The sequence below is a fragment of the Halochromatium sp. NSM3 genome (genome assembly GCF_059621085.1).
The window spans coordinates 1-21047 of record NZ_JCAQIA010000037.1 but is presented as its reverse complement, the minus strand read 5'-3'; the positions used below and the strand labels follow the sequence as shown (position 1 = coordinate 21047).

The window sequence follows — 21047 nt, the reverse complement described above, 5'->3', positions numbered from 1 at the left end:
AGGGTCCTTGGCGCACCGCGCCGGGCACCGAAAGTCAAACGAAAGCGCGTGCTTATGGCATGCCGCGGGCATCACAGTAGGCTGGCTCAGCGCGACCCTCGCGCGAGCCGAGTCGCCCCGGCTGCGTGAGCGCGGCGGCACATGAAGCCGCTTGCGCGCGCAACCATGGCCGAACGATCCGGCCGTGGACCGCGCCTCGCGCGAAGGCGAGAGAATCGACACACGATGAAAAGAATGCTGATTAACGCAACTCAGCCCGAGGAGTTGCGGGTGGCCATTGTCGATGGCCAACAATTATATAACCTCGATATCGAAAGCGCCGGACGCGAGCAAAAGAAGGCCAACATCTACAAGGGCACCATCACCCGCGTCGAGCCAAGCCTCGAGGCCGCCTTCGTCGACTACGGCTCGGACCGACACGGCTTCCTGCCACTGAAGGAAATCGCGCGCGGCTACTTCCGCCAGGATGCCTCGAAACCGGGCACCCGCGCCAGCATCAAGGAACTGATCAAGGAAGGTCAGCAGGTCATGGTGCAGATCGACAAGGAGGAGCGCGGCAATAAAGGCGCGGCGCTGACCACCTTCATCTCGCTGGCCGGCCGCTACCTGGTGCTGATGCCGAACAACCCGCGTGCCGGCGGCGTCTCGCGGCGTATCGAGGGGACGGATCGCTCCGACCTGCGCGAGGTGCTGAGTCAGCTCGAACTGCCCGAGGACATGGGCTTGATCGTGCGCACCGCCGGCGTCGGCAAGAACGTCGAGGAATTGCAGTGGGATCTCGATTACCTGTTGCAGCTCTGGGACGCGATCAAAGGCTCCAACGAGGGACGCAAGGCGCCCTTCCTGATCTATCAAGAAAGCGACGTCATCATCCGCTCGATGCGTGATCATCTGCGCGTCGATATCGGCGAGATCGTGGTCGACGATGGCAGCGTCTACCAGAAGGCCGAGACCTTCATGCGTCAGGTGATGCCGAACAACCTGAAGAAACTCAGGCTCTATCAGGACGAGGTGCCGCTGTTCACCCGCTACCAGATCGAGAGCCAGATCGAATCGGTGTTTCAGCGGGAGGTGCGGCTGCCCTCCGGCGGCTCGCTGGTGATCGACCAGGGCGAGGCGTTGACCTCGATCGACATCAACTCGGCGCGCGCCACCAAGGGCGCCGATATCGAGGAGACCGCGTTCAATACCAATCTGGAAGCCGCCGACGAGATCGCTCGCCAGTTGCGCCTGCGCGACCTTGGCGGTCTGTTCGTGATCGATTTCATCGACATGACCCCAGCCAAGCATCAGCGCGAGGTCGAGAACCGGCTGCGCGATGCGCTCAAGCACGACCGCGCGCGGGTGCAGGTCGCGCGTATCTCGCGCTTCGGGCTCTTGGAGATGTCACGCCAGCGCCTGCGCCCCTCGCTCGGTGAGTCCAGCCAGTTGGTCTGTCCGCGCTGCAAGGGTCAGGGCACCATCCGCGGAGTCGAATCCCTGGCGCTCTCGGTGCTGCGCATCGTCGAGGAAGAGGCGATGAAAGACCGGACCTCGCGCATCATCGCGCAGCTGCCGGTCGAGGTCGCGACCTTCCTGCTCAACGAGAAGCGGCTCATGATCGTGCAGATCGAAGAGCGCCAGAAGGTCGACGTGGTGCTGATCCCAAATCGGCACATGGACACGCCCGATTTCCAGATCGAGCGCATCCGCGCCCAAGATGCCGAACGCCTGAGCGATGGCGAACTCAGCTACGATCTCGCGGTGCACCCAGATGCGACCGAGCCGGCCTTCGCGCGTCCACACAGCATCCCGCGTCCGGAGGAGCCTGCGGTCAAGGCCCTAGCCCCCTCGATGCCGGCACCACAGCGTCGCGATCCGGCCGATGACGAGCAGCCCGACACTGATGCAGCCGACGAGACAGCCGGCAGCGCCAGCGAGCAAGGCCGGCGCACCGAAAGCGTGCTCAAGCGGATCTGGACCACCCTCTTCGCGATTCCGCCCGATCAATCGCAGGATGGCGCGTCGGCGGGCGATCGCTCGGCAACCGCGACAGGTCGCGCGAACGCGGCTGGTCCACGGGCCGAGCGCTCAGCCGCAGGCACCGCAGATGCCCGCAGCTCGAAGGGTGACAGCCGCCGAGGTAGCCAAGGCACGCGCAATCAGCGCGGCGAGCGCCGCCCGCGCCGGGCGAATGCCCAGCCCGATGATGGTCAGGCCGATCGCTCAACCTCGCCGGGCAGCGGCAGCGGCAGCGGCAGCGGCAGCGGCAGCGGCAGCGGAAATGGTACCGGCTCCAGCTCCGACACTGGCTCCCGCTCCAGCAAGGCGAGCGCGGACACGGATAGTGCTACCCGCTCATCCGGGGAGCAGCGTTCGTCCTCGGGCTCATCGGGCGATGGTGGCAGGCAGAGCAGCGGCCAAAGTAGCGGCGAAAGTAGCGGTCAGAGCGCTGGCCAGAATAGCGGACAAAACAGCGGTCAGAGTCGGCGCGGCAGCTCCCGGCGCGGTTCGCGAGGTGGTCGTGGCCGACGCCCTCAGGCAAACGGCGAGAGCACCGCTCCAACGGCAGAGGGCGCAAGCGGCACAGGGGCCGCTCAGACTGAGTCGCAGGCCTCGACACAGGCGAGGCCTTCGGCCACAGGTGCTGAATCCACATCCAGAGCTTTGGTCGCGACCGATGTGAGCGCATCCGGGCACGAGCCGGTGAAAGCGCGCGCGGCAAGCGCGGCTGCCGCTGCGTCCACCGAGGCGACCGATCAATCGTCCGATGACGAGCGTACCGAAGCCGCGACAGAAGAAGGCGAAGGCAAATCGACGAGCCGGACACGCTCAAGCCGACGTCGACGCGGCGGCCGCAGTCGGCGGCGGAGTGAGCATAGCGAAGGCACCAGCACCAGCGGTGACACGCAAAACGATGCATCAACGGCCTCCGATACATCGGCGAGCGCGGACGCTTCTTTCCAGTCCAAGCCCTCCGAGCCTAAGTCTTCCGAGCCTAAGTCTTCTGAGCAAGCCGCCGGCGAGACCGCGTCCGCTCCAACAGTCCCTGCCCCTCCCGTGCAAGCTCAGCAAGATAAGACACGCCTGTCGCAGCAGACCGACGCCAAGGCCGGCAACCAGGCGACGGAAGCGACCAACGACAAGGTGAGCGAAGCGACCAGTCGCGCAAGCACGACACCGCCCGCCGAAGCCGAGCGCCAACCGTCCGCCAAGCCAGACTCCGAGCTCAGGCAGCCTACCGCTGCGCCGGCCGCGACCCAAGCCGCACCGGCCTCGTCCCAAGCGATGGAGACGGATTCTAAGCCCAGCCAGCCGATCGCCACCCCGGCCAAGAGCGAGGGCGCGGAGACGAAGCCGCAACCGCAACCTCAGAGCGGAGACACAGACCCAAGGGACTCACACTAGCGTCTTCGATTTGAGCGCCAGCTAGGTTAAGATGAATGGCTGCTCGCCGCCGCGCCCGCTCCGTTCAATACCGAGACCGATCTCGCCTGCCATGCTTGAGTTCTTCCTGATCTCGACCAAGCGCTTCATCGGTCTCGTTGGAGCGAGCCTGAGCCGTTCGCCCGATGGCCAAGCGCCGCTACGCGCGCGGCGCGTGTTGTTAATGATGGGCTTCTTGCCGCTGTTCGCGTTCGGCCAAGCCCTGCATTGGCTCGGCTTCCTGCTCGACGACCTCTTCTTTCGCGGCTGGCGGCGGGTGTCGGTCGAGGCGCCGCTGTTCGTGCTCGGCGTGCCGCGCAGCGGCACCACGCGGCTGCATCAGGTGCTGGCGCAGGACCGCCAGTTCACCACCTTCCGCACCTGGGAATGCCTGTTCGCCCCATCGGTAACGCAGCGCTTGTTCTTCCTCGGACTCGCGCGGCTGGATCGCGCGATCGGGGCCCCGATCGCGCGCCTGCTGCGGCGGATCGAGCGCCGCGCCTTCGCCGGGCTCGATGAGGTCCATCCGATGGGGCTGACGACACCGGAGGAGGACTATTTCGCGCTGATGCCGGTCCTGTCCTGCTTCATCCTCGCGCTGCCCTTCCCCGGTTTCGAGCACATCTGGCGGGTCGGGCGCTTCGATGCCGACCTCGATCCCGCCGAGCGCCGGCGCCTGCTCGATTTCTACGAGAGCTGTCTCAAACGCCATCTCTATGTGCATGGCCCCGAGAAACGGCTGCTCTCGAAGAATGCCGCCTTCGCGCCCTGGGCGCGGAGTCTCGCTGAACGTTTTGCCGATGCCCGCTTCCTCGTCAGCCTGCGCGATCCGCTCGAAACGGTCCCCTCGCAGCTGAGTTCGATCGGCCCTGGACTCGCGTTCTTCGGGGTGCCCGCCGATAGCCAACCGGTGCGCCAACGCCTGACCGCCCAGTTGGCGTTCTACTACGAGAACCTGGATCAACTCCGCGAACGGTTACCGGAGGATCGGCACGCCGCGCTCGGCATGCGGGATCTGCGTGGCCATCTGGGGCAAACGCTCACAACGGTCTATCAACGCTTCGGGCTTACCCTTTCAGCCGACTTTGCGCAGGTGCTCGCGCGCGAGGATAGCCAGGCTCGGCGCTATCAAAGCAAGCATCACTATAGCCTTGAGCAGTTTGGCCTCACGCCGGCCACGCTCGCGGAGCGCTTTGCGGCTGCTTATCGTCATCCGGTGCTTGCGGCGGCGACCTCGCAAACCGCCGTGCTCGAGCCTCGGGTCGCCTCATGCTGAACTCCTCCCTGCCACCTGTTCCCATGTCCTCGCCCACGCTCGACCAAGCGCCTGCCATCGATGCGCGTGGACTGCGGGTCGCGATCATCTCCGACGCGGCACCCGAGCGCAACGGCGTCGGCACCTACTATCAGGATCTCGCCGAGCATCTGAAGGCGATCGGCGCCAAGGTGGAATTGATCTCGCCACGCTATCGAGCGAGCAGATGGCACGGCGGCCTGGCGATGCCGATGCCAGGCGACCCGACCCAACGCTTCCTGATCCCGCGTCCCAAGCTGATCGGGCGCCGGCTGGCGCGCCTGAACCCGAATGCGATCATCATCCCGACGCCTGGCCCCTACGCGATGCTCGGCTTGCTGTTCGCGCGCCGCTACGAGGCGCGGCTCGTGGTCGGCTTCCATACCCATTTCGAGCGACTGGCGGCGCTGAACAACCATTGGCGTCTGTTTGGCATTCTCGCCCAGACCTATCTCAACCACTGTCATCGCGCGCTGTTCAAGGCCAGCCATCTGGTGTTGGCGAACTCCGACGACATGCTCGAGGTTGCCCGCTCCATCGGCGCGACGAAGGTGGGGCTCATGGGCACGCCGATCCCGAAACGCTTCCTTGATGAGCCCGTGAGCCCATTGCGAGCGCGGATCGAGCGCGTGCTCTTCGCCGGCCGTCTCGCGCCGGAGAAGAATCTCGGCGCCGTGATCGAAGCCGCCGAAGCCATTCCCCGGCTTCAATTCCAGATCGCCGGCGATGGTCCGCTGCGTGAATGGGTCCAGCAAGAGGCCGAGCGGCTACCGAATCTCGAGTATGTCGGTTGGGTCCGACGCCAGCAGATCTTGCCGTTGATCGATCAGACTGACCTGCTGGTGCTACCCTCGACCATCGAATCCTTCGGCACCATCGCCCTCGAGGCCTTAGCGCGCGGGCGTTTGGTGGTGGTCTCTTCGCAGTGCGGCATCCTGAGCTGGGATCTGCTCAATCGCGCGCTGTTTCAGATGCGCGATGACGAAACGCTCTCCACCGTCCTCGAGCGCGTCTGCGCCCTGGATCGCAGCATGCTCGAGCGCAAGGCCGTGCTCGGACGCGAGGCCGCGCGCGAGATCAATGACCGCAATCTGCGTCACTGGCTCTCGGTGCTGCGCGATCAAGACCCACGCGGGCTCGAGCAGTATGAAGACCGTTGAGCAGCGACCAACAGCGCATCTGCGGCCTGCTGCTCGAGTTCGAGCACTATGAAGGCCTCCGAAACCCTGCCAGCGTCAGCGCCGCCACCGAAAGCGCTGATCTCGGTCCACGATCTGATGCCAGAAACGCTACCGGCGGTGCAACGCACCCTGAAGCGACTCGAGCATCATCAACGGGCGCCGATCACCCTGCTCGTGGTGCCCGGCCGCGACTGGGACCGCCCCGCGCTGGCGACCCTGCGCAGTCTGGAGCGCGATGGCTATCAGCTCGCCGGACATGGCTGGCGGCATCGGGCCGAGGCGTTTGGTGGCCTCTATCATCGGCTACACGGCCTGTTCCTATCGCGCCGCGTCGCCGAGCATCTGGCGCTCGACGAGGCCGGCATCATCGCGCTGATCCAGCGCTGCCATGCCTGGTTCGGCGATCACGGCTTGGAGCCGCCCGCGCTCTATGTCCCGCCGGCCTGGGCCATGGGCCAGATCTCGCTCGCGCGCCTGCGCGAAACCTGTCCATTCTCGCTCTATGAACGTTTCGATGGGGTCATCAATGCCGCCGCCGAGCGCGTGCAGCCCCTCCCGCTGCTCGGCTACGAGGCCGACCATGCGCTCCGGGCACCGATCCTGCGGCTCTGGAATCGCTGGAATTGGCGGCGCGCCCGACACCAGGGGCTGCCGATCCGCATCGGCATCCATCCGCGCGACATCGAGCTTGCCCTCGCTCACGACCTCGAGCGCGATCTCGCGCGCGCGCTCGAGCCCATCGCCTACGACAGTCTCAGCAGCGCATCGGCGGCCACAAGCTCGGCCTAGGCACGGACAAGTTCGGCCTAAGCACGAGTGAGATGCTCACGGCGAATCGCCTCGAGCAGGCCACGCGAGGCCGCATCGACCATATCGAACACGGCCTCAAAGCCATTCGAGCCCCCATAGTAGGGGTCCGGTACCTCGCGTTGTCCGAGCTGTGGCGCATAGTCCATGAACAGGTGCAGCCGCTCTTCGAAGCCTGGCGGGCAGAGCGCCGACAGCGCCCGATAGTTCGCCTTGTCCATCGCCAGGACATAGTCGAAGCGCTCGAAATCCTCAGCAACCGCCCGTCGTGCGCGCTGGCGCGAGAGATCGATCCCGCGCCGCTGAGCCGTCTCGCGCGCCCGCGCATCCGGCGGCTCACCGACGTGATAGGCATGGGTGCCAGCGGAATCGATCTCGATCAGGTGCGATAAGCCCTCCTCGATCACGCGCTTGGCGAACACCCCTTGCGCTGTTGGCGATCGGCAGATATTACCCATGCACACGAACAGCACACGGATACGAGGGTGAAAGCGTTGTTTCATCGGTTCTTTCATCGTGAGTTGATCCTGGTGCATGGGAGTTCTTGCGGGCGGCGCGAACAGGGTCGAGGCCACAGCGCACCTCTTTGGTGCAAATACGAGCGGGTCTGATCCAATCGGTACCCGCTCGTCCCCCTTCGATTCCATGTGTGTTCATAGGGTTTATCGCCGCCGCCCTTCGCCCGAACGCCTGGGATCGGCAAGTTGATTAGTCGAGACACGAAGCCAAAAAAGTTGGCATCGATACTGCATCGTCAAAGGCGAGGCGGAAACCTCCCTCTCTGCCTTTCCGTCCTCTGACCTCCTCAGTGGTGAATTGCCCCGCATCTTTGCGGGGCATTTTTTTTTGTGACGCCTGCAACCATATAGGACAGTTTCAATACTCAGGATTGACGTTCGAGAATGCCGATGACCGACAATGCCTTCACCCAACGCTTGCGCGCACTGATCGGCCGCAATTGCTGCTACTTCGGTCGCGATTGCCGGATCGTCGAGATCCTCGCGGAGAGCGACAGCGACCAAGGCCATTTGGTTCTCGAGGCCTTTGATCAGCTACCGCCGATCCAGACCGACCAGTTTGGCCAAGCGGTGTTCCGCGCCAACGAGCACATCGAGGTACCGATCCACGGCGCTCAGGGCGAATTCTCCGACGAACTCGTGCATCTTCTCGACAGCCTTAACGCTACCCACGCGCGTTGACCTGCAGCCACGCCTTCACGCGCTGAACATCATCCGGCGTATCCACCCCAGGACCCGGCGGCATCGCGGCCAGCGAGACATGGATGCGCTCGCCCCGCCAGAGCACGCGCAACTGCTCCAGCGATTCGGCCTGCTCGAGCGGCGCCGCTGGCCAGCCGATATAGCGCGCCAGGAACCCCGCACGGTAGGCATAGAGACCGATATGGCGAAGGAAAGGGACGCCCTCGGGCAGTCGACTGCGATCCCGTAGAAACGCATCGCGATGCCAGGGTACCGGTGCCCGGGTGAAATAGAGCGCATAGCCCTGGCCATCGGTCACCACCTTGACCACATGCGGATCGAACAGCGCCTCGGCGTCCTCGATGCCGCAGGCCAGGGTCGACAGACCCGCATCCGCATGCTCGGCCAGGCCGCGCGCAACCTGATCGATCAGCATCGGCGCAATCCCCGGCTCATCGCCCTGCAGGTTGACGATGATCGCCTCCGGCTCCCAGCCCCGACGCTCGGCGACCTCGGCGAGCCGCTCCGAGCCGCTGCAGTGATCCGAGCGCGTCATCACCACCTCGGCGCCGAAACCGGCGCAGACCTCGGCGATGCGCGCATCATCGGTCGCGATCAACACCTCAACCGCCGCGCTGGCACGCGCGCGCTCCCAGACCCAGCCGATCAGCGGCCGCCCGCCGATCTCGATCAGCGGCTTGCCCGGCAAGCGGGTGGCGCCATAGCGGGCCGGGATCACGACGCGAAAGTGGGGAACGTGCGTCTCCTTCTGCTCAATCATCAGGACCTCCAGGAAAATCCCCAAGCCGATCCAGTGCCGCATCCAGTGCGTCGACGAAGGCCGCTTCAGGAACCGCCGTCACCGGCACGAACCACTGATCGGGCCCCGCAAATGTGCGACACTTCACCGCGTCCTTCTCGGTCATCAACACCGGCCCCTTGGGCCATTGTTCGAGATCGGCAGCACTGAACCGATGATGATCCGGATAGGGGCGCGGTTCGATCTCGAGCCCGAACCCGAACCCGCGCAACATCGCAAAGAAGCGCTGTGGATGCCCGATGCCGGCAACCGCTGTCACGGGCTGCCCGACCCAGCTTGCCAACGCGCGTTGACAGGCCGGATCGCGCAGGTTCACCGCCGCCCCCGGCTCCAGTTGCATCTGGAATCCATCGGTGTTGGCGACCCCATCGGCGTCGGCGATCCCATCAGCGCCGGGTCCGCCGTTACCGATCACCAGATCGACGTCATGGCGGCGCGCAATCGGCTCGCGCAGCGGACCTGCGGGCAGGCAGCGACCATTGCCGAAGCCGCGCAGCCCGTCCACGACCAGGATCTCGAGTTGCCGCCGCAGCCGCTCATGCTGCAGTCCATCGTCGCTCAGCACACGATTGCAACCAAACTCCTCGACCAAGGCGCGTGCGGCGGCCACCCGATCGCGACCGACCACCACCGGGCAACGGGCACGCTGAGCGAGCAACACCGCCTCGTCGCCGAATTCACTAGGGTCGGCATCGTCTGTCACCCGACGCGGCCGTCGCGATGTCTTGCCGCCTCGCTCGTCCCCTTGCCAGCTTTCTTGCCCGCTCCCTTGCGCGCCATACCCACGCAGCACGATCCCTGGCCGCTCGCCGCGCGCGATCAGGTGCTCGGCCAACCAGAGCACGAGCGGCGTCTTGCCGGTCCCGCCAACCGTCAGATTACCGACCACAATGACCGGCACGGACACCGCATAAGACGCCAGCCAGCCGCGCGCATAGGCCCAGCGCCGCAAGCGCGCGATGGCACAGTACAGCCAGCCGAGCGGCGCCAGTAAGGTGCCGAGCCAGTGTCCCTGATACCAGACCTGTTCCGACAGCCGCGCCAGCGTCGATGCGAGGCGACGCGCGAACCCCTTCACGGCCGCCCTCGCCAAGTGCCGCGAGCCGGCAAAGCGTCCAGATCGCCGTGCGCGCTGGGCGGCATTCAGGTTAGTCGGGTTCAACCCCGACCTCGGCGAACTGCATCCGGTGTAGGCGGGCATAGTACCCCCCGCGCGCAATCAGCTCAGCGTGCGTCCCACGCTCGACGATGCGACCGGCGTCCAGCACCAGAATCTCGTCAACATGCTCGATGGTCGACAAGCGATGCGCGATCACCAGCGTCGTGCGATGCCGCATCAAGGCCGACAAGGCGGCTTGGATATGGCGCTCGGCCTCGGTATCCAGCGCCGAGGTCGCCTCGTCCAGCACCAGGATCGGCGCATCCTTGAGCATCGCGCGGGCGATCGCGACGCGCTGGCGCTGACCGCCCGAGAGCAGCACGCCACGATCGCCGACCAGGGTGTCCAGCCCCTGCGGCAAGGCGTTGATGAACTCGGTCGCGTGCGCCGCCTCGGCGACGCGTTCGATCTCGGCACGGCTCGCTGAGCCCTGCTGACCATAGGCGATGTTGTTGGCCAGGGTGTCGTTGAACAGCATCACGTCCTGGGTCACCAGCGAGATCTGCGCGCGCAGACTGGCCAGGGTCAGCTGCCGGAGATCGACGCCATCGATCAACACCTGCCCCTCGGTGGGATCATAGAAACGCGGCAGCAGGCTGGCGATGGTCGATTTGCCGCTGCCCGAGCGCCCGACCAGCGCCACGCTGCGTCCAGGCTCGATGACCAGATTCAGATCCTCGAGCACCGGCCCCTTGCTCGGATCATAGGCATGGGTCACCTCCCGGTATTCGACCCGTCCCTCGGCGCGCGTCAGCACCTGCTCGCCGGTATCGGTCTCGATCTCGCTATCGATCAGCTCGAACAGGCTCTCGGCGGCGACGATCCCACGCTGCAGATGCGAGTTCACCGCCGTCAGCCGTTTCACTGGCGGCAGCAGCAGGCCCATGGCGACGATGAACGACATGAAAGTGCCGACCGTGATGTCCTCGCGCAGGCCCTGCAGCGTCGAGAGATAGACGATGACGCCGATGGCGATGGCGGCGATCAACTGCACCAGGGGCACGCTGATCGAATCAGTGGCGACGATTTTCATCTGCAAGGAGCGGGTCTTCTCGTTCACGGCGGTGAACCGGCGGTTCTCGTAGTCCTCGCCGCCGAACGCCTTGACCACTCGATGCGCCTCGATCACCTCTTGCGCTGCGTGCGAGAGCGAGCCCATGCGCTCCTGCACCCGTTTGCCATAGTGGCGAAAACGCTTGGTCGCATACTTGATGGCCACCGCCATCGCTGGCGCGACCAGCAGGAAGATGGCCGAGAGCGCGGCGTCGATATAGAGCATGTAGAGGATCAACGCCAGCGCCGTGAAGCCATCGCGCACCAACGTCGTCAAGGCCGAGGTGGACGCATTGGCGACGTTCTCGACGTTATAGGTGAACTTGGCAATGATCTGGCCAGAGCCATGGTGATCGTAATAGCGCGCCGGGGCCCGCAGCAGATGGTCGAACATCTGCTGGCGCAGATCCGCTACCACACGGCGCCCCACCCATTTCAAGCAATAGGTATTGACGAAACCCGCCAGGCCGCGCACGAGGAAGATGCCGACCAGCACGAACGGCATCAGGCGCACCACGTTCGGGTCGCGCTCGACGAAACTGCCATCGAGCAGCGGTTTGATCATGGCCGCGAACAGGGGCTCGGTCAGTCCAAAGATCAGCATGCCAACGATTGCGATCGCGAACATCTTCCGGTACGGATGCACATAGCCCAGCAGGCGCCGATAGATCAGGCGAGCCGAGGCCTCGCCCGGCCGGCTGAAGACGGCACCGACGCCGGTTGCCGAGGTCATGGCGTGGGCTCCGTCGTTGCGTCGACCGGGCGCTGACTGGCCGCAAACGCCACCTGCGTCAGCCCCAACTGGCCGGCTGCGTCGAGCACGGTCATCACCGCCTGATGCGGGGTGCGCGCATCGGCCTTGATCACCACCGGCAGCCCGCGCTCGGCGCCCACCGCGTCGCGCAGCGCCCGTTGCAGCGTCTCGAGATCGTTGCCGGCCAGCGCCTGGCGGTTGACATAGAAACGCCCGGCGCGGTCGATCATCACCTCGACCAGCTCGATCTCCTCGGCCGGCACCGCCTCGGCATCCGCCTCCGGGAGCTGCAATCGCAGCCGCCCCTCGTCGCGAAAGCTGGTCGTGACCATGAAGAAGATCAGCAGCAGGAAGACGACGTCAATCAATGGTGTCAGATTGATCTCGGGGATCTCGCGGCGATGCGGGCGCAGGTTCACGGCATCTCACCATCGCTGGCCTCGCGCTCTCCCTGCATCACCTCGATCAGGCGCAGCGCCTGTTCCTCCATGCCGACCACTAGCTTATCCACATGGCTGATGAAATAGCGATGGAACATCAGCGCCGGAATGGCCACCGAGAGCCCGGCGGCGGTAGTGATCAAGGCCTGCGAGATACCGCCAGCGAGCACACCGGGATCGCCGACGCCGACGTCCATGATGACGCTGAACACATCGATCATCCCAATCACGGTGCCCAAGAGCCCGAGCAAGGGCGTCACCGCAGCGATGGTGCCAAGCGTGCTCAGGTAACGCTCCATCCCGGAAACCACATGGCGGCCGGTATCCTGAATCGCCTCCTTCATCACCTCGCGCGCGTGGAAGCGGTTGACCAGTCCGGCGGCCAACATCCGGCCGAGCGCCGAGCCCCGACGGATGGCATCGATGCGTTCATCGTCGAGCTGTTGGCGTTGCTGCCACTGCCAGATCTGGGTCACCAAGCCATCCGGCATGATGCGCTGGCGGCGCAAGGCCCAGAAACGCTCGATGATGATGGCCATGGCGGCCACTGAGCACAGCAGGATTGGTACCATCAGCCAGCCACCGGCCTTCAGCAGATCGAGCACTAGGGGGTTGCCTCGCAACGCAAGTGAGTCAATGAGACCAGACCGGGCATCATAACGCACTGCAAAACCATCGGGCTGGGATCACCTTGGCCTGAGCACTGACAGCGGCGACCCGTCTTGCCCCGGCGGTCGCCCTGCCCCGTGCCCCTCCTCGCGCTCCGCTGCTCGCGCCGAGCGGATGCCTCATGGGCTGCTCCGAGGCGGGATCGCGGGCGCGGGATGATGACGCCAAAGCCGATCCGCTTGCTCGCGATAGGGACGTTCCAAGCGCAGCCCCGCCAGCGGATCGACCGATAGCTCAATGGCACCCGCGCTCGCCGTGTCCAGGCCGTCAGCGCCTAATGCGATCACGCGCTCGCGCACGGACGCGGCCGGAAAACCGTAGCGGTTCTTCCAACCCATGGCAAAGAGCACCAGCTGCGGCGACACCCGAGCCAGAAAAGGCGCCGTGGTCGAACTCGCGCTGCCATGATGGGCCGCGATCAGCACCTCGGCAGCCAAGGCGCCACCATCGCGGTGCAGCAACTGCCGCTCAACCTTGGCCTCCGCGTCTCCGGGCCAGAGCAGCGCGGTCTCGCCCACCGAGACCTGCAGCACGCACGAGCGATTATTGCCGCTCCCGGTCGCATCCACGGGATGCAGGATCGCGAAGTCGACGCCATCCCAATGCCAGCGCTGACCGCGTTGACAGGCATCCACGGGGACATCGACGAGGAGTGCGCTCGGCGCGCCTGTGCCCTCGCTCTCGCCCTCAGCCCCGATCTCGGCCCGAATCTCCTCGGGCTCACCACTGAGGATGCGCCGCGCCTTCACCGAGGCCAGCAGCCCTTGCAGGCCGCCGGCGTGATCCAGATCCGCGTGCGAGATGATCAGCAGATCGATGCTGTCGATGCCCCGGTGCCGCAGATAGGGCGCGATCACCGCCTCGCCGGTATTGAAGCCACTGCGAAAGCGCGGTCCGGTATCGTAGACCAGCGTATGGCGATGGGTGCGCAGCACGCCGGCGAGGCCTTGGCCGACATCCAAGAGCGTGACCTGCAGCTCACCGGGCGCCGGCGCCGGCGCCGCCGGGGGGCCCCGCCCCACCCGCCCGCGCAGCCCCGCCCCGCCCCCACCGCCGGGGATGCCGCGCGGTGCCAGCAACAACAGGGTGCCCACACCGGCGATCAGCCAGACCCAGCCCGGCCGGCCGCCGAGCATGAGCGTGGCCCAAGGCAGATCCGCCGCCCAAGCGAGCAGCGCATAGCCTTGCGTCAGTAGCCCGTCGACGGCGTGCAGCGGCCAGCTCCAGCCACTGAGCAAGAACGCCAGGGTCGCGAGCAGGATGGCCGGCAACAAGAGCCCGAAGAGCGGCACCGCGAGCAGATTCACCAACGGCGCGATCAGCGAGGCCTGGCCGAAGAAGGCGATCAGTAGCGGCAACAGCCCGAGCGCGACCGCCCATTGCGCCGCGCCCCAGCGCGCGATCCAGCCCGGTGGCCCGAGCCGCCAACCGAGCGCGTAGAACAGCACGGCAACGGCGCCGAACGAGAGCCAAAAGCCGTAGTCCAATACCGCCGCCGGATCGACCAAGAGCACCGCCGCCAGCGCCAGTAGCAACGCGCTCCCGGCACGCAAGGTGCGACCCGCGACCACGGCGATCAGCACCACCGCCAGCATCACCAAGGCGCGCTGGGTGGAGACCGCGAAACCCGCCAGCGCCGCATAGCCGAAAGCCGCCGCGAGCGCGGCTAGCGCCCCTGCACGCGGCGCCGCGATCCATAGCGCCAAGCCAGGAAGCAAGGCCCAAGCGCGCCTCACCAACAGAAACAGGGCACCCGAGACCAAGCCGACATGCAGCCCGGAGATCGCGACCAGATGCGAGGTTCCGGTGCGCGAGAGCACATCCCATTGCGCCGGCGTCAGCGCGCCGCGATCGCCAATCACCAGCGCTGGCAGTAAGGCCGCGCCAACCCCCTCGGGCAAGGCCTGCTGCAGACGTTCGCGCAGGTGCTGTCGCCAGCGATCCAGCCAGTAGCGCCCAGCGTCTGACGCGAGCCGCTGCGATGCTGGCTCGGCGCGCACATAGCCGGTCGCCTTGATGCGTTGCCGAAACAGCCAGCGCTCATAGTCGAAGCCGCCGGGATTGACGAAGCCATGCGGTGGCTTGAGGCGCGCCGTGAAGCGCCAACGCTCACCTGCCATCAGCGCCGGTGCATCCTGGTACCAAGAGAGGCGCACGCGGCCGGTGACCTCGACCGGCTCGCCAGCCTGGCTCAGGCGCTCGACCTCGAACAAGAAGCGCGTGCGCTCGGCCGTGGCATCGGGCAGCGAGGCGATGCGTCCGACGAGGGTCAGATCCTGCTGCGCCAGCGCATCTGGAAACGGCTCGCACAGTACCGCGCAGACCCAAAGATGCGACCAACAGAAACCGAGCACCAAGGCCGCGAGTGGCCCCATCAGTGGCCCAACCAGCGGCCAAGCGAGCCGATGCAGCACGCGCCCGCTGAGTAAGCGCAGCACTACGAGCAGCAGCACGAGCAGCACCAAGGCCAGGATCGCGGGCCATGGCGCCGGCTCGCTGGCGAGGAAATAGCTCCCAGCACCGAGCGCAAAGCCAAGACCGACCGACGCCAGCCCCGGGCCTGTCGCCGAGCCCTTGTCCTGAGCTGGCGCCGGAGCAGGTTCAGAAGCAGGCTCAGGCTCTAGTTCGGGAGCTGGCCGCCGAGCCCTGGTCGCGTCCTCGAGAGCCGGTTCGCGCACCTGATTCAGCGGCGGCGCGTCCGCCTCAGACGGCCTCGACCAACCGCCCCTCGTCCAACCGCCAGACCTGATCAGCGCGCCCCGCCAGCGTCGGATCATGGGTCACGATAACGATGCTGGTGCCAATCTCGGCGTTTAATTCCAGCATCAGGTCGTAGACGGCTTCTGCGGTCTGTCGGTCGAGATTCCCGGTCGGCTCGTCGGCGAGCACGCAGGCCGGATGCGTCACCAATGCCCGCGCGATCGCGGCACGCTGGCGCTCGCCGCCGGAGAGTTCGGACGGCTTGTGCGCCTCACGATGGCCAAGCCCGACGCGGCCGAGCATCGCCGCCGCCGCATCCCTGGCCGCTGCCGGCGCGCTGCCACGGATCAACAACGGCATGGCAACGTTCTCCAGCGCGGTGAACTCCGTGAGCAGATGATGAAACTGGTAGACAAAGCCGAGCTGGCGATTGCGCAGCTCGCCGCGCGCCCGCTCCGAGAGCCCCATCGCCGCCCGGCCCGACCAGAACACCTGCCCGGCCGTCGGCTGTTCCAGACCACCGAGGCAATGCAGCAGGGTGCTCTTGCCCGAGCCCGAGGCGCCGATGATCGCCATCCGCAGACCAGCGGGCACCACCAGGTTGATGTCGCGCAGTACCTCGACGTCGAGCGGCCCCTGCCGAAAGCGTTTGCCGACGCCGCGCGCCTCGAGTACCGGTGTCGTCACTGCAGCTTCACTCACGGCGGCTTCACTCATAGCGCAGCGCCTCCGCCGGGTCCGTGCGCGCCGCGCGCCAAGCGGGATACAGGGTCGCCAGCACCGTCATCGAGAAGGCACCGAGCGCGATCCGGATCACATCCTCGGCGCGCACGTCCGAGGGCAAGACGCTGATGTAATAGATGCCTGGGTCCAGGAAATGGACATCGAACAGGGACTCGATCGAGGCGACGATCGCCTCCACGTTCCAGCCGAGCAGCACCCCACCGATCACCCCGAGCAAGGTGCCGAAGACGCCGATCGCGGTGCCTTGCACCATGAAGATCGCCATGATGCGCCCCGGCGAGGCACCGAGTGTGCGCAGCACGGCAATATCGGCACGCTTGTCGGTGACCACCATCACCAACGTCGAGACGATATTGAACGCGGCCACGGCGACGATCAGGAATAGGATGATCGACATCATCCGCTTCTCGGTGCGCAGCGCGGCGAAGAAGTTGCGATGGACCTGGGTCCAGTCCGAGACCCGATAGAGCCCGTCGAGCGAGTACTGGAGTTCGTGCGCGATCATCGGCGCTTCCCACATATCGGTCAGCTTCAGCCGCACACCCTCGGCGGCATTGCCGAGGCGCATCAAGCGTGCCGCATCCTCCATGTGCATGAAGCCGGCACCGCGGTCGTAATCGGACATGCCGACCTCGAACAGACCGACGACGGTAAAGGCCTTCAGGCGCGGCATCACCCCGACCGGTGTCGCGTTCAGCTGTGGTGTCACCACCGTCACCTGATCGCCAAGCCCAACGCCGAGCACGGCCGCCAGCTCGCGGCCGAGCACAATCGTGAACTCACCCGGCATCAGCGCATCGACCGAGCCCGCGATCATATCCTGTCGCAACTCCGAGACCGCGTCCTCCTGGACCGGCAGGATGCCGCGCAGCAAGGCCGCCTGGGTTTTCCCGGCATGCATCAGCATCGACTCGATCTCGACGAAGGGCGCGGCGCCGATCACATCCGGGTGCTGGCTTAGTTCGTCGACCAGCCCCTGCCAATCGCTGATCCCGCCTGGATCGGACAGGGTCGCATGCGAGGCCATGCCGAGGATGCGTTCCTGGATCTCCTTATGGAAGCCGTTCATCACCGAGAGCACGACGATGAGCGCGACGATCCCGAGCATGATCCCGAGCATCGAGATCAGCGAGATGAAGGAGATGAAGTGATTGCGCCGACGCGCGCGCGTGTAGCGCAGGCCGACGAACAATGAGAAGGGACGGAACATGGGCGCGGATTAGACCAGAAAGCGGGCGTGCAGGATACCAGGGATCGGCGGGCGTTGGACCGGCGCCTGCCCGTCATCCGTCATCACCAGAGCCGAAGACAGGCGCTGCGGTCAAAAAGTGGCAAAGGGTTTGCTTTAGACTGTGTTCATCTGTGGCATGTCGCCGCCTGCTGTACCCCGAGTTTCCCCATGTTGATACCGAATCGAAAGACCAAGATCGTCGCCACCATCGGCCCGGCCTCCGACCAGCCCGAGGTGCTGCGTGCACTGATCCGCGCCGGGCTCGATGTCGCCCGCCTCAACTTCTCGCACGGCAATCCGGACTATCACGCCGAACTCATCAACGCCATCCGCGAGGCCGCGCTCGAGGTCGGCCGCCGGGTCGCGATCATGGGCGATCTCCCCGGCCCGAAGATGCGTATCGGCGATCTCGACGAAGAGCCGATCGAGCTGGTGCGCGATCAGCACTTCACGCTCACCACCGAACCCGGTGTCGGCCAGGCCGATCGCGTCAGCATCACCTTCCCCGGACTGCCCGCAGCGGTGAAGCCAGGCGATCGGCTGTTCCTGAACGATGGCTTTATCCTGCTCAAGGTGGTCGAGGTCACCGCGACCGATGTGGTCTGCAATGTGCGCGCCGGGGGTGAACTCAGCTCGCGCAAGGGCTTGAATCTGCCAGGCATCGACCTCGGCATCTCGGCCTTCACCGAAGACGATCATCGCTGGCTGCATTTCGCCGCCGAACACCATTTGGATGCGGTGAGCCAATCCTTCGTCGCCAATGCCGCCGACCTCGGCGCGGTGCGCACGGCCGCGCAAGCGCTCGACTACGATCCCTTCATCATCGCCAAGATCGAGCGCGCCTCGGCCTTGGAGAACCTCAACAGCATCCTCGAGGCCGCCGACGGCATCATGGTCGCGCGGGGCGACCTTGGTGTGGAGATCCCGATCGAGACCATCGCCGTCGCCCAGCGCCGCATCACCGAACTGGCCAACCTACGCGGCAAGCCGGTGATTACCGCGACCCAGATGCTCGAGTCCATGGTCAAGCTGCGCCGCCCGACCCGTGCCGAGGCCACCGATGTGGCCAACGCCATCCTCGGCGGCACCGATTGCGTGATGCTCTCGGCCGAATCCGCGATGGGACGCTTTCCGATCGAATCGGTGCAGATGCTCGCCAGCATCGCCGCCGCCATCGAGCCCGAGCGCGACAACCGTCTGCTCGCCCAAGCGCTCGGCGCCTACGGCGATGGCGGCCCGCTGCGCGCGGTCGACCTGATCGCGCGCAGTGTCTATCACACGGTTGAGCGCAGCGCCCCGCAAGCGGTCATCGTGCCGACGCGCAGCGGCAACACCGCGCGCAGCATCGCCCGCTTCCGCCTCCCCTGCTGGGTCATCGCCTTCAGCCCGGTGCCGAGCACCAGCCAAACCCTGAAATTCTCCTATGGGGTGCTGGCGGTGGATGTCGATAGCGATCTGCCCGACTGGAGCGAACACGTCCGCTGCTGGCTGGCCGATCAAGGCATCAAGGACGGGCTCGCGTTGCTGACCCAGGGACCGTCCGAGGAACATCCCTGCGGCAACCATCGGCTCGAGATCCTGGAGCTGGGCGCGAGTCGCAATCCCGCCTGTCACTAGGCCGCGCCTCGGACACCCTCTTGGTGCCGCCTCCAGGCACCAACCCTCCCCCGTTGATCGGCGCCGCGCGCGCCGCCCTGAGTACCCGTGACCACCACCGACATCCCGCACCCCGAAGCAACCCTCGAACAGCTTGAATTCGCCACGACCGCGTCTGGTCGGCGCATCGCCTTCTCGCAACTGGGCGCCGCCGACGGCCAGCCGCTGATCTATGCGCATGGCTTTCCGAGTTCGAGGCGCGAGGCCTGGCTGTTGCGCGACGCCGCCCGCGCGGTCGGCGCTCGCGTCATCAGCATCGACCGCCCCGGCTACGGCGACAGCGATCCCGATCCCAAGCGACGGATCACCGACTGGCCGGACGATGTCCTCTGCGTCGCGGACGCGCTCGGCCTCGAGCGCTTCGGCTTGATCGGCGTCTCCGGTGGCGGACCCTATGTGCTGGCCTGCGCCTGGCGCCTCGCGCAGGCCGAGGCTGAACCGCAGGGTCTTGAACCGCATGGCCTGCAAGGGCGCGTCACGACCTGCGGCTTGGTCTGCCCCTTGGGCCCCATCTACCGCGACGAACAGCTCGAGCAGATGCACTGGGCGGCGCGGACGAACCTGCGCATTGGTCAACAGGGCGACTGGCTCACCGATCTGGTGTTTGGTGGTCCCACCACTGCCATGCTCGAGCGCTGGCCGGCCTTGGTCGAGAACACCCGCAGCCTCGTCGCGCCGGCGGCCGATCGCGCCGTCCTCGCCGACCCCGAGACCAACGCCGCGCTCAATCGCACCATCGCCGATGCCATGCGCAACGGCGCACCCGGCGCTCGCCGGGATCTCTATCTCTACACCCACGACTGGGACATCGACTTCCAGCAGATCGACCTGCCAATACGCCTCTGGCACGGCCAAGCTGACGGCACCGTCCCCATCGAACATGCGCGCTGGTACACCCAGCAGCTCCCCCACGCCACCCTCACCGAGCTTGCCGATGAGGGCCATTATTCGGTGCCGTTTCGCTACAGCCGAGCGATCCTCGCAGAGCTGATCGAACCGGTGACTTGAGAACTTGAGATTTTGCGCTTTGCAAGCCAGTTCGATTTGACCGCCAGCGATGTGCCGGCTATCCTTCCTCGCCTGCCCGCATCTAGGGCGCGTAGCTCAGTGGGAGAGCACTGCCTTCACACGGCAGGGGTCGCTGGTTCGAACCCAGCCGCGCCCACCAATCAAATCAATCGTTTGCATCATTTTTACAGTCCTCTTTTTTGCTGAGTGTGCGGTTCAGTGTGCGGTTTTGGTACCGCGATCGCTGCCGCTGGACGGTCGAGAATGGCCGCTGCTGAGGCAAGATCATCAGGGCGCAAGTGTGCATAGACTTCTGCGGTAATTCTGATGTCGCTGTGTCTGAGCAGTTCGGACACGCGTTCGATTCCAACGCCCGCTTGCACGAGCCAGCTACCAAACGTCCGTCTCAGGTCGTGCGGGTGAACGTCGGTCAGCCCGGCATCGGTTACGCCGGTGGGCTCTGGTCCTGCCATTTGCGCGTCTTCAGGTTGCCGGCGATGTAGACGCGCGCGCCTTTCTGCAGGTATTGCCCGGCGTCTTTGATCTGCTGGGCTTCGGCCTGGCGCTCATCGAGTTCCTCGACGATGGGCAGGGCGACGACATGGGCGATGTCGTCTGCAACCGCAGCGCTGCTGTAGGTCTCCGGGTCGATGAAACGGGCGTGGTCTTGCTGCCGATGCCAGCCTTCGAGCAGGTCGCGGATGCGTGCTTGCCGGTCGGCTTCGGCTTGCTCGTAGTCGGTGAGCGGTTGGCGGACCTCGGCCTTGAGGGCGTCTAGGCGGTCTCGGGCGAGCTTGCGCAGGGCGTCAACGGCCTTGGCTCTGGCTTTCCAGTCGGCGACTAACGGCTTGCCGAGCTTCTCATCCAAGAAGCCAGCCCTTTTAAGGTGCTCATGGGGCGAGCCCTCCCGCCAAGAGTTTAGCCGTC

18 protein-coding genes and 1 tRNA gene are annotated in these 21047 nt (G+C 65.8%); 8 read left to right on the top strand and 11 right to left on the bottom strand.

The genetic code is table 11. The features are described from left to right. Positions 1-225: 225 nt before the first annotated feature. From rne to AC54T3_RS14125, 4 genes are all read left to right on the top strand, one after another. Positions 226-3387: a ribonuclease E gene (rne, locus tag AC54T3_RS14140; protein WP_496625725.1), complete on the top strand. Its 3162-nt coding sequence runs from the start codon at positions 226-228 to the stop codon at positions 3385-3387. Between the two features lie 91 nt (positions 3388-3478). Next, positions 3479-4681, top strand: a complete 1203-nt coding sequence (locus tag AC54T3_RS14135; RefSeq protein ID WP_496625723.1) for a sulfotransferase — start codon at positions 3479-3481, stop codon at positions 4679-4681. Then, positions 4675-5859 carry a glycosyltransferase gene (locus AC54T3_RS14130; protein ID WP_496625721.1) on the top strand — a complete coding sequence of 395 codons (1185 nt, stop codon included), beginning with the start codon at positions 4675-4677 and terminating at the stop codon, positions 5857-5859. The genes AC54T3_RS14135 and AC54T3_RS14130 overlap by 7 nt, the downstream gene beginning before the upstream one ends. 48 nt (positions 5860-5907) lie before the next feature. Next, positions 5908-6669 (top strand): DUF2334 domain-containing protein, encoded by a 762-nt coding sequence (locus AC54T3_RS14125; RefSeq protein ID WP_496625719.1) that lies wholly within the window; start codon positions 5908-5910, stop codon positions 6667-6669. Between the two features lie 17 nt (positions 6670-6686). Here the strand turns inward: AC54T3_RS14125 and AC54T3_RS14120 are convergent, their stop codons facing one another. Further along, the gene (locus AC54T3_RS14120) at positions 6687-7190 is read right to left on the bottom strand and encodes a low molecular weight protein-tyrosine-phosphatase (RefSeq protein ID WP_496625717.1); all 504 of its coding nucleotides are present in this window, start codon (positions 7188-7190) and stop codon (positions 6687-6689) included. 405 nt (positions 7191-7595) lie between these two features. On the opposite strand from AC54T3_RS14120, the gene AC54T3_RS14115 reads away from it, so the two are divergent. Beyond that, on the top strand, positions 7596-7886 hold the full coding sequence (locus AC54T3_RS14115) for a hypothetical protein (protein WP_496625715.1): 291 nt from the start codon (positions 7596-7598) through the stop codon (positions 7884-7886). Here the strand turns inward: AC54T3_RS14115 and kdsB are convergent. The 8 genes from kdsB to AC54T3_RS14075 all read right to left on the bottom strand — a co-directional run bounded on the left by kdsB (position 7870) and on the right by AC54T3_RS14075 (position 17435). Then, the gene (gene kdsB, locus AC54T3_RS14110) at positions 7870-8667 is read right to left on the bottom strand and encodes a 3-deoxy-manno-octulosonate cytidylyltransferase (protein ID WP_496625713.1); all 798 of its coding nucleotides are present in this window, start codon (positions 8665-8667) and stop codon (positions 7870-7872) included. The two genes, AC54T3_RS14115 and kdsB, sit on opposite strands and share 17 nt — an antisense overlap. Beyond that, positions 8660-9868, bottom strand: a complete 1209-nt coding sequence (lpxK, locus tag AC54T3_RS14105; protein WP_496625711.1) for a tetraacyldisaccharide 4'-kinase — start codon at positions 9866-9868, stop codon at positions 8660-8662. The genes kdsB and lpxK overlap by 8 nt, the downstream gene beginning before the upstream one ends. Then, positions 9855-11651, bottom strand: a complete 1797-nt coding sequence (gene msbA / locus AC54T3_RS14100; protein WP_496625709.1) for a lipid A export permease/ATP-binding protein MsbA — start codon at positions 11649-11651, stop codon at positions 9855-9857. The genes lpxK and msbA overlap by 14 nt, the downstream gene beginning before the upstream one ends. After that, the gene (locus AC54T3_RS14095) at positions 11648-12091 is read right to left on the bottom strand and encodes an ExbD/TolR family protein (protein ID WP_496625707.1); all 444 of its coding nucleotides are present in this window, start codon (positions 12089-12091) and stop codon (positions 11648-11650) included. The genes msbA and AC54T3_RS14095 overlap by 4 nt, the downstream gene beginning before the upstream one ends. After that, a complete protein-coding gene (locus AC54T3_RS14090; protein ID WP_496625747.1) occupies positions 12088-12717 on the bottom strand; it encodes a MotA/TolQ/ExbB proton channel family protein in 630 nt (209 codons plus the stop codon). The genes AC54T3_RS14095 and AC54T3_RS14090 overlap by 4 nt, the downstream gene beginning before the upstream one ends. 183 nt (positions 12718-12900) lie before the next feature. Beyond that, entirely contained in the window at positions 12901-15459 is a 2559-nt protein-coding gene (locus AC54T3_RS14085) for a ComEC/Rec2 family competence protein (RefSeq protein ID WP_496625705.1), read from the bottom strand. Between the two features lie 25 nt (positions 15460-15484). Next, complete coding sequence (gene lolD, locus AC54T3_RS14080) at positions 15485-16198, bottom strand: lipoprotein-releasing ABC transporter ATP-binding protein LolD (RefSeq protein WP_496625703.1); 714 nt, start codon at positions 16196-16198, stop codon at positions 15485-15487. After that, a complete protein-coding gene (locus AC54T3_RS14075; RefSeq protein ID WP_496625701.1) occupies positions 16191-17435 on the bottom strand; it encodes a lipoprotein-releasing ABC transporter permease subunit in 1245 nt (414 codons plus the stop codon). Before AC54T3_RS14075 ends, lolD begins: the two co-directional genes overlap by 8 nt. A gap of 189 nt (positions 17436-17624) precedes the next feature. Between AC54T3_RS14075 and pyk the strand changes: the two genes are divergently transcribed. The 3 genes from pyk to AC54T3_RS14060 all read left to right on the top strand — a co-directional run bounded on the left by pyk (position 17625) and on the right by AC54T3_RS14060 (position 20280). After that, positions 17625-19073: a pyruvate kinase gene (pyk, locus tag AC54T3_RS14070; RefSeq protein WP_496625700.1), complete on the top strand. Its 1449-nt coding sequence runs from the start codon at positions 17625-17627 to the stop codon at positions 19071-19073. Between the two features lie 87 nt (positions 19074-19160). Further along, positions 19161-20120 carry an alpha/beta fold hydrolase gene (locus AC54T3_RS14065; RefSeq protein WP_496625698.1) on the top strand — a complete coding sequence of 320 codons (960 nt, stop codon included), beginning with the start codon at positions 19161-19163 and terminating at the stop codon, positions 20118-20120. Positions 20121-20205: 85 nt separating this feature from the next. Beyond that, positions 20206-20280, top strand: a tRNA-Val gene (locus AC54T3_RS14060). 25 nt (positions 20281-20305) lie between these two features. Here AC54T3_RS14060 and AC54T3_RS14055 read toward each other — a convergent pair. Together AC54T3_RS14055 and AC54T3_RS14050 are read right to left on the bottom strand one after the other, a co-directional pair. After that, entirely contained in the window at positions 20306-20593 is a 288-nt protein-coding gene (locus tag AC54T3_RS14055; RefSeq protein ID WP_496625697.1) for a tyrosine-type recombinase/integrase, read from the bottom strand. Next, positions 20566-21047 (bottom strand): single-stranded DNA-binding protein (locus AC54T3_RS14050; RefSeq protein WP_496625695.1); only part of this gene is annotated, 482 nt, incomplete at its 5' end. The genes AC54T3_RS14050 and AC54T3_RS14055, both read right to left, overlap by 28 nt.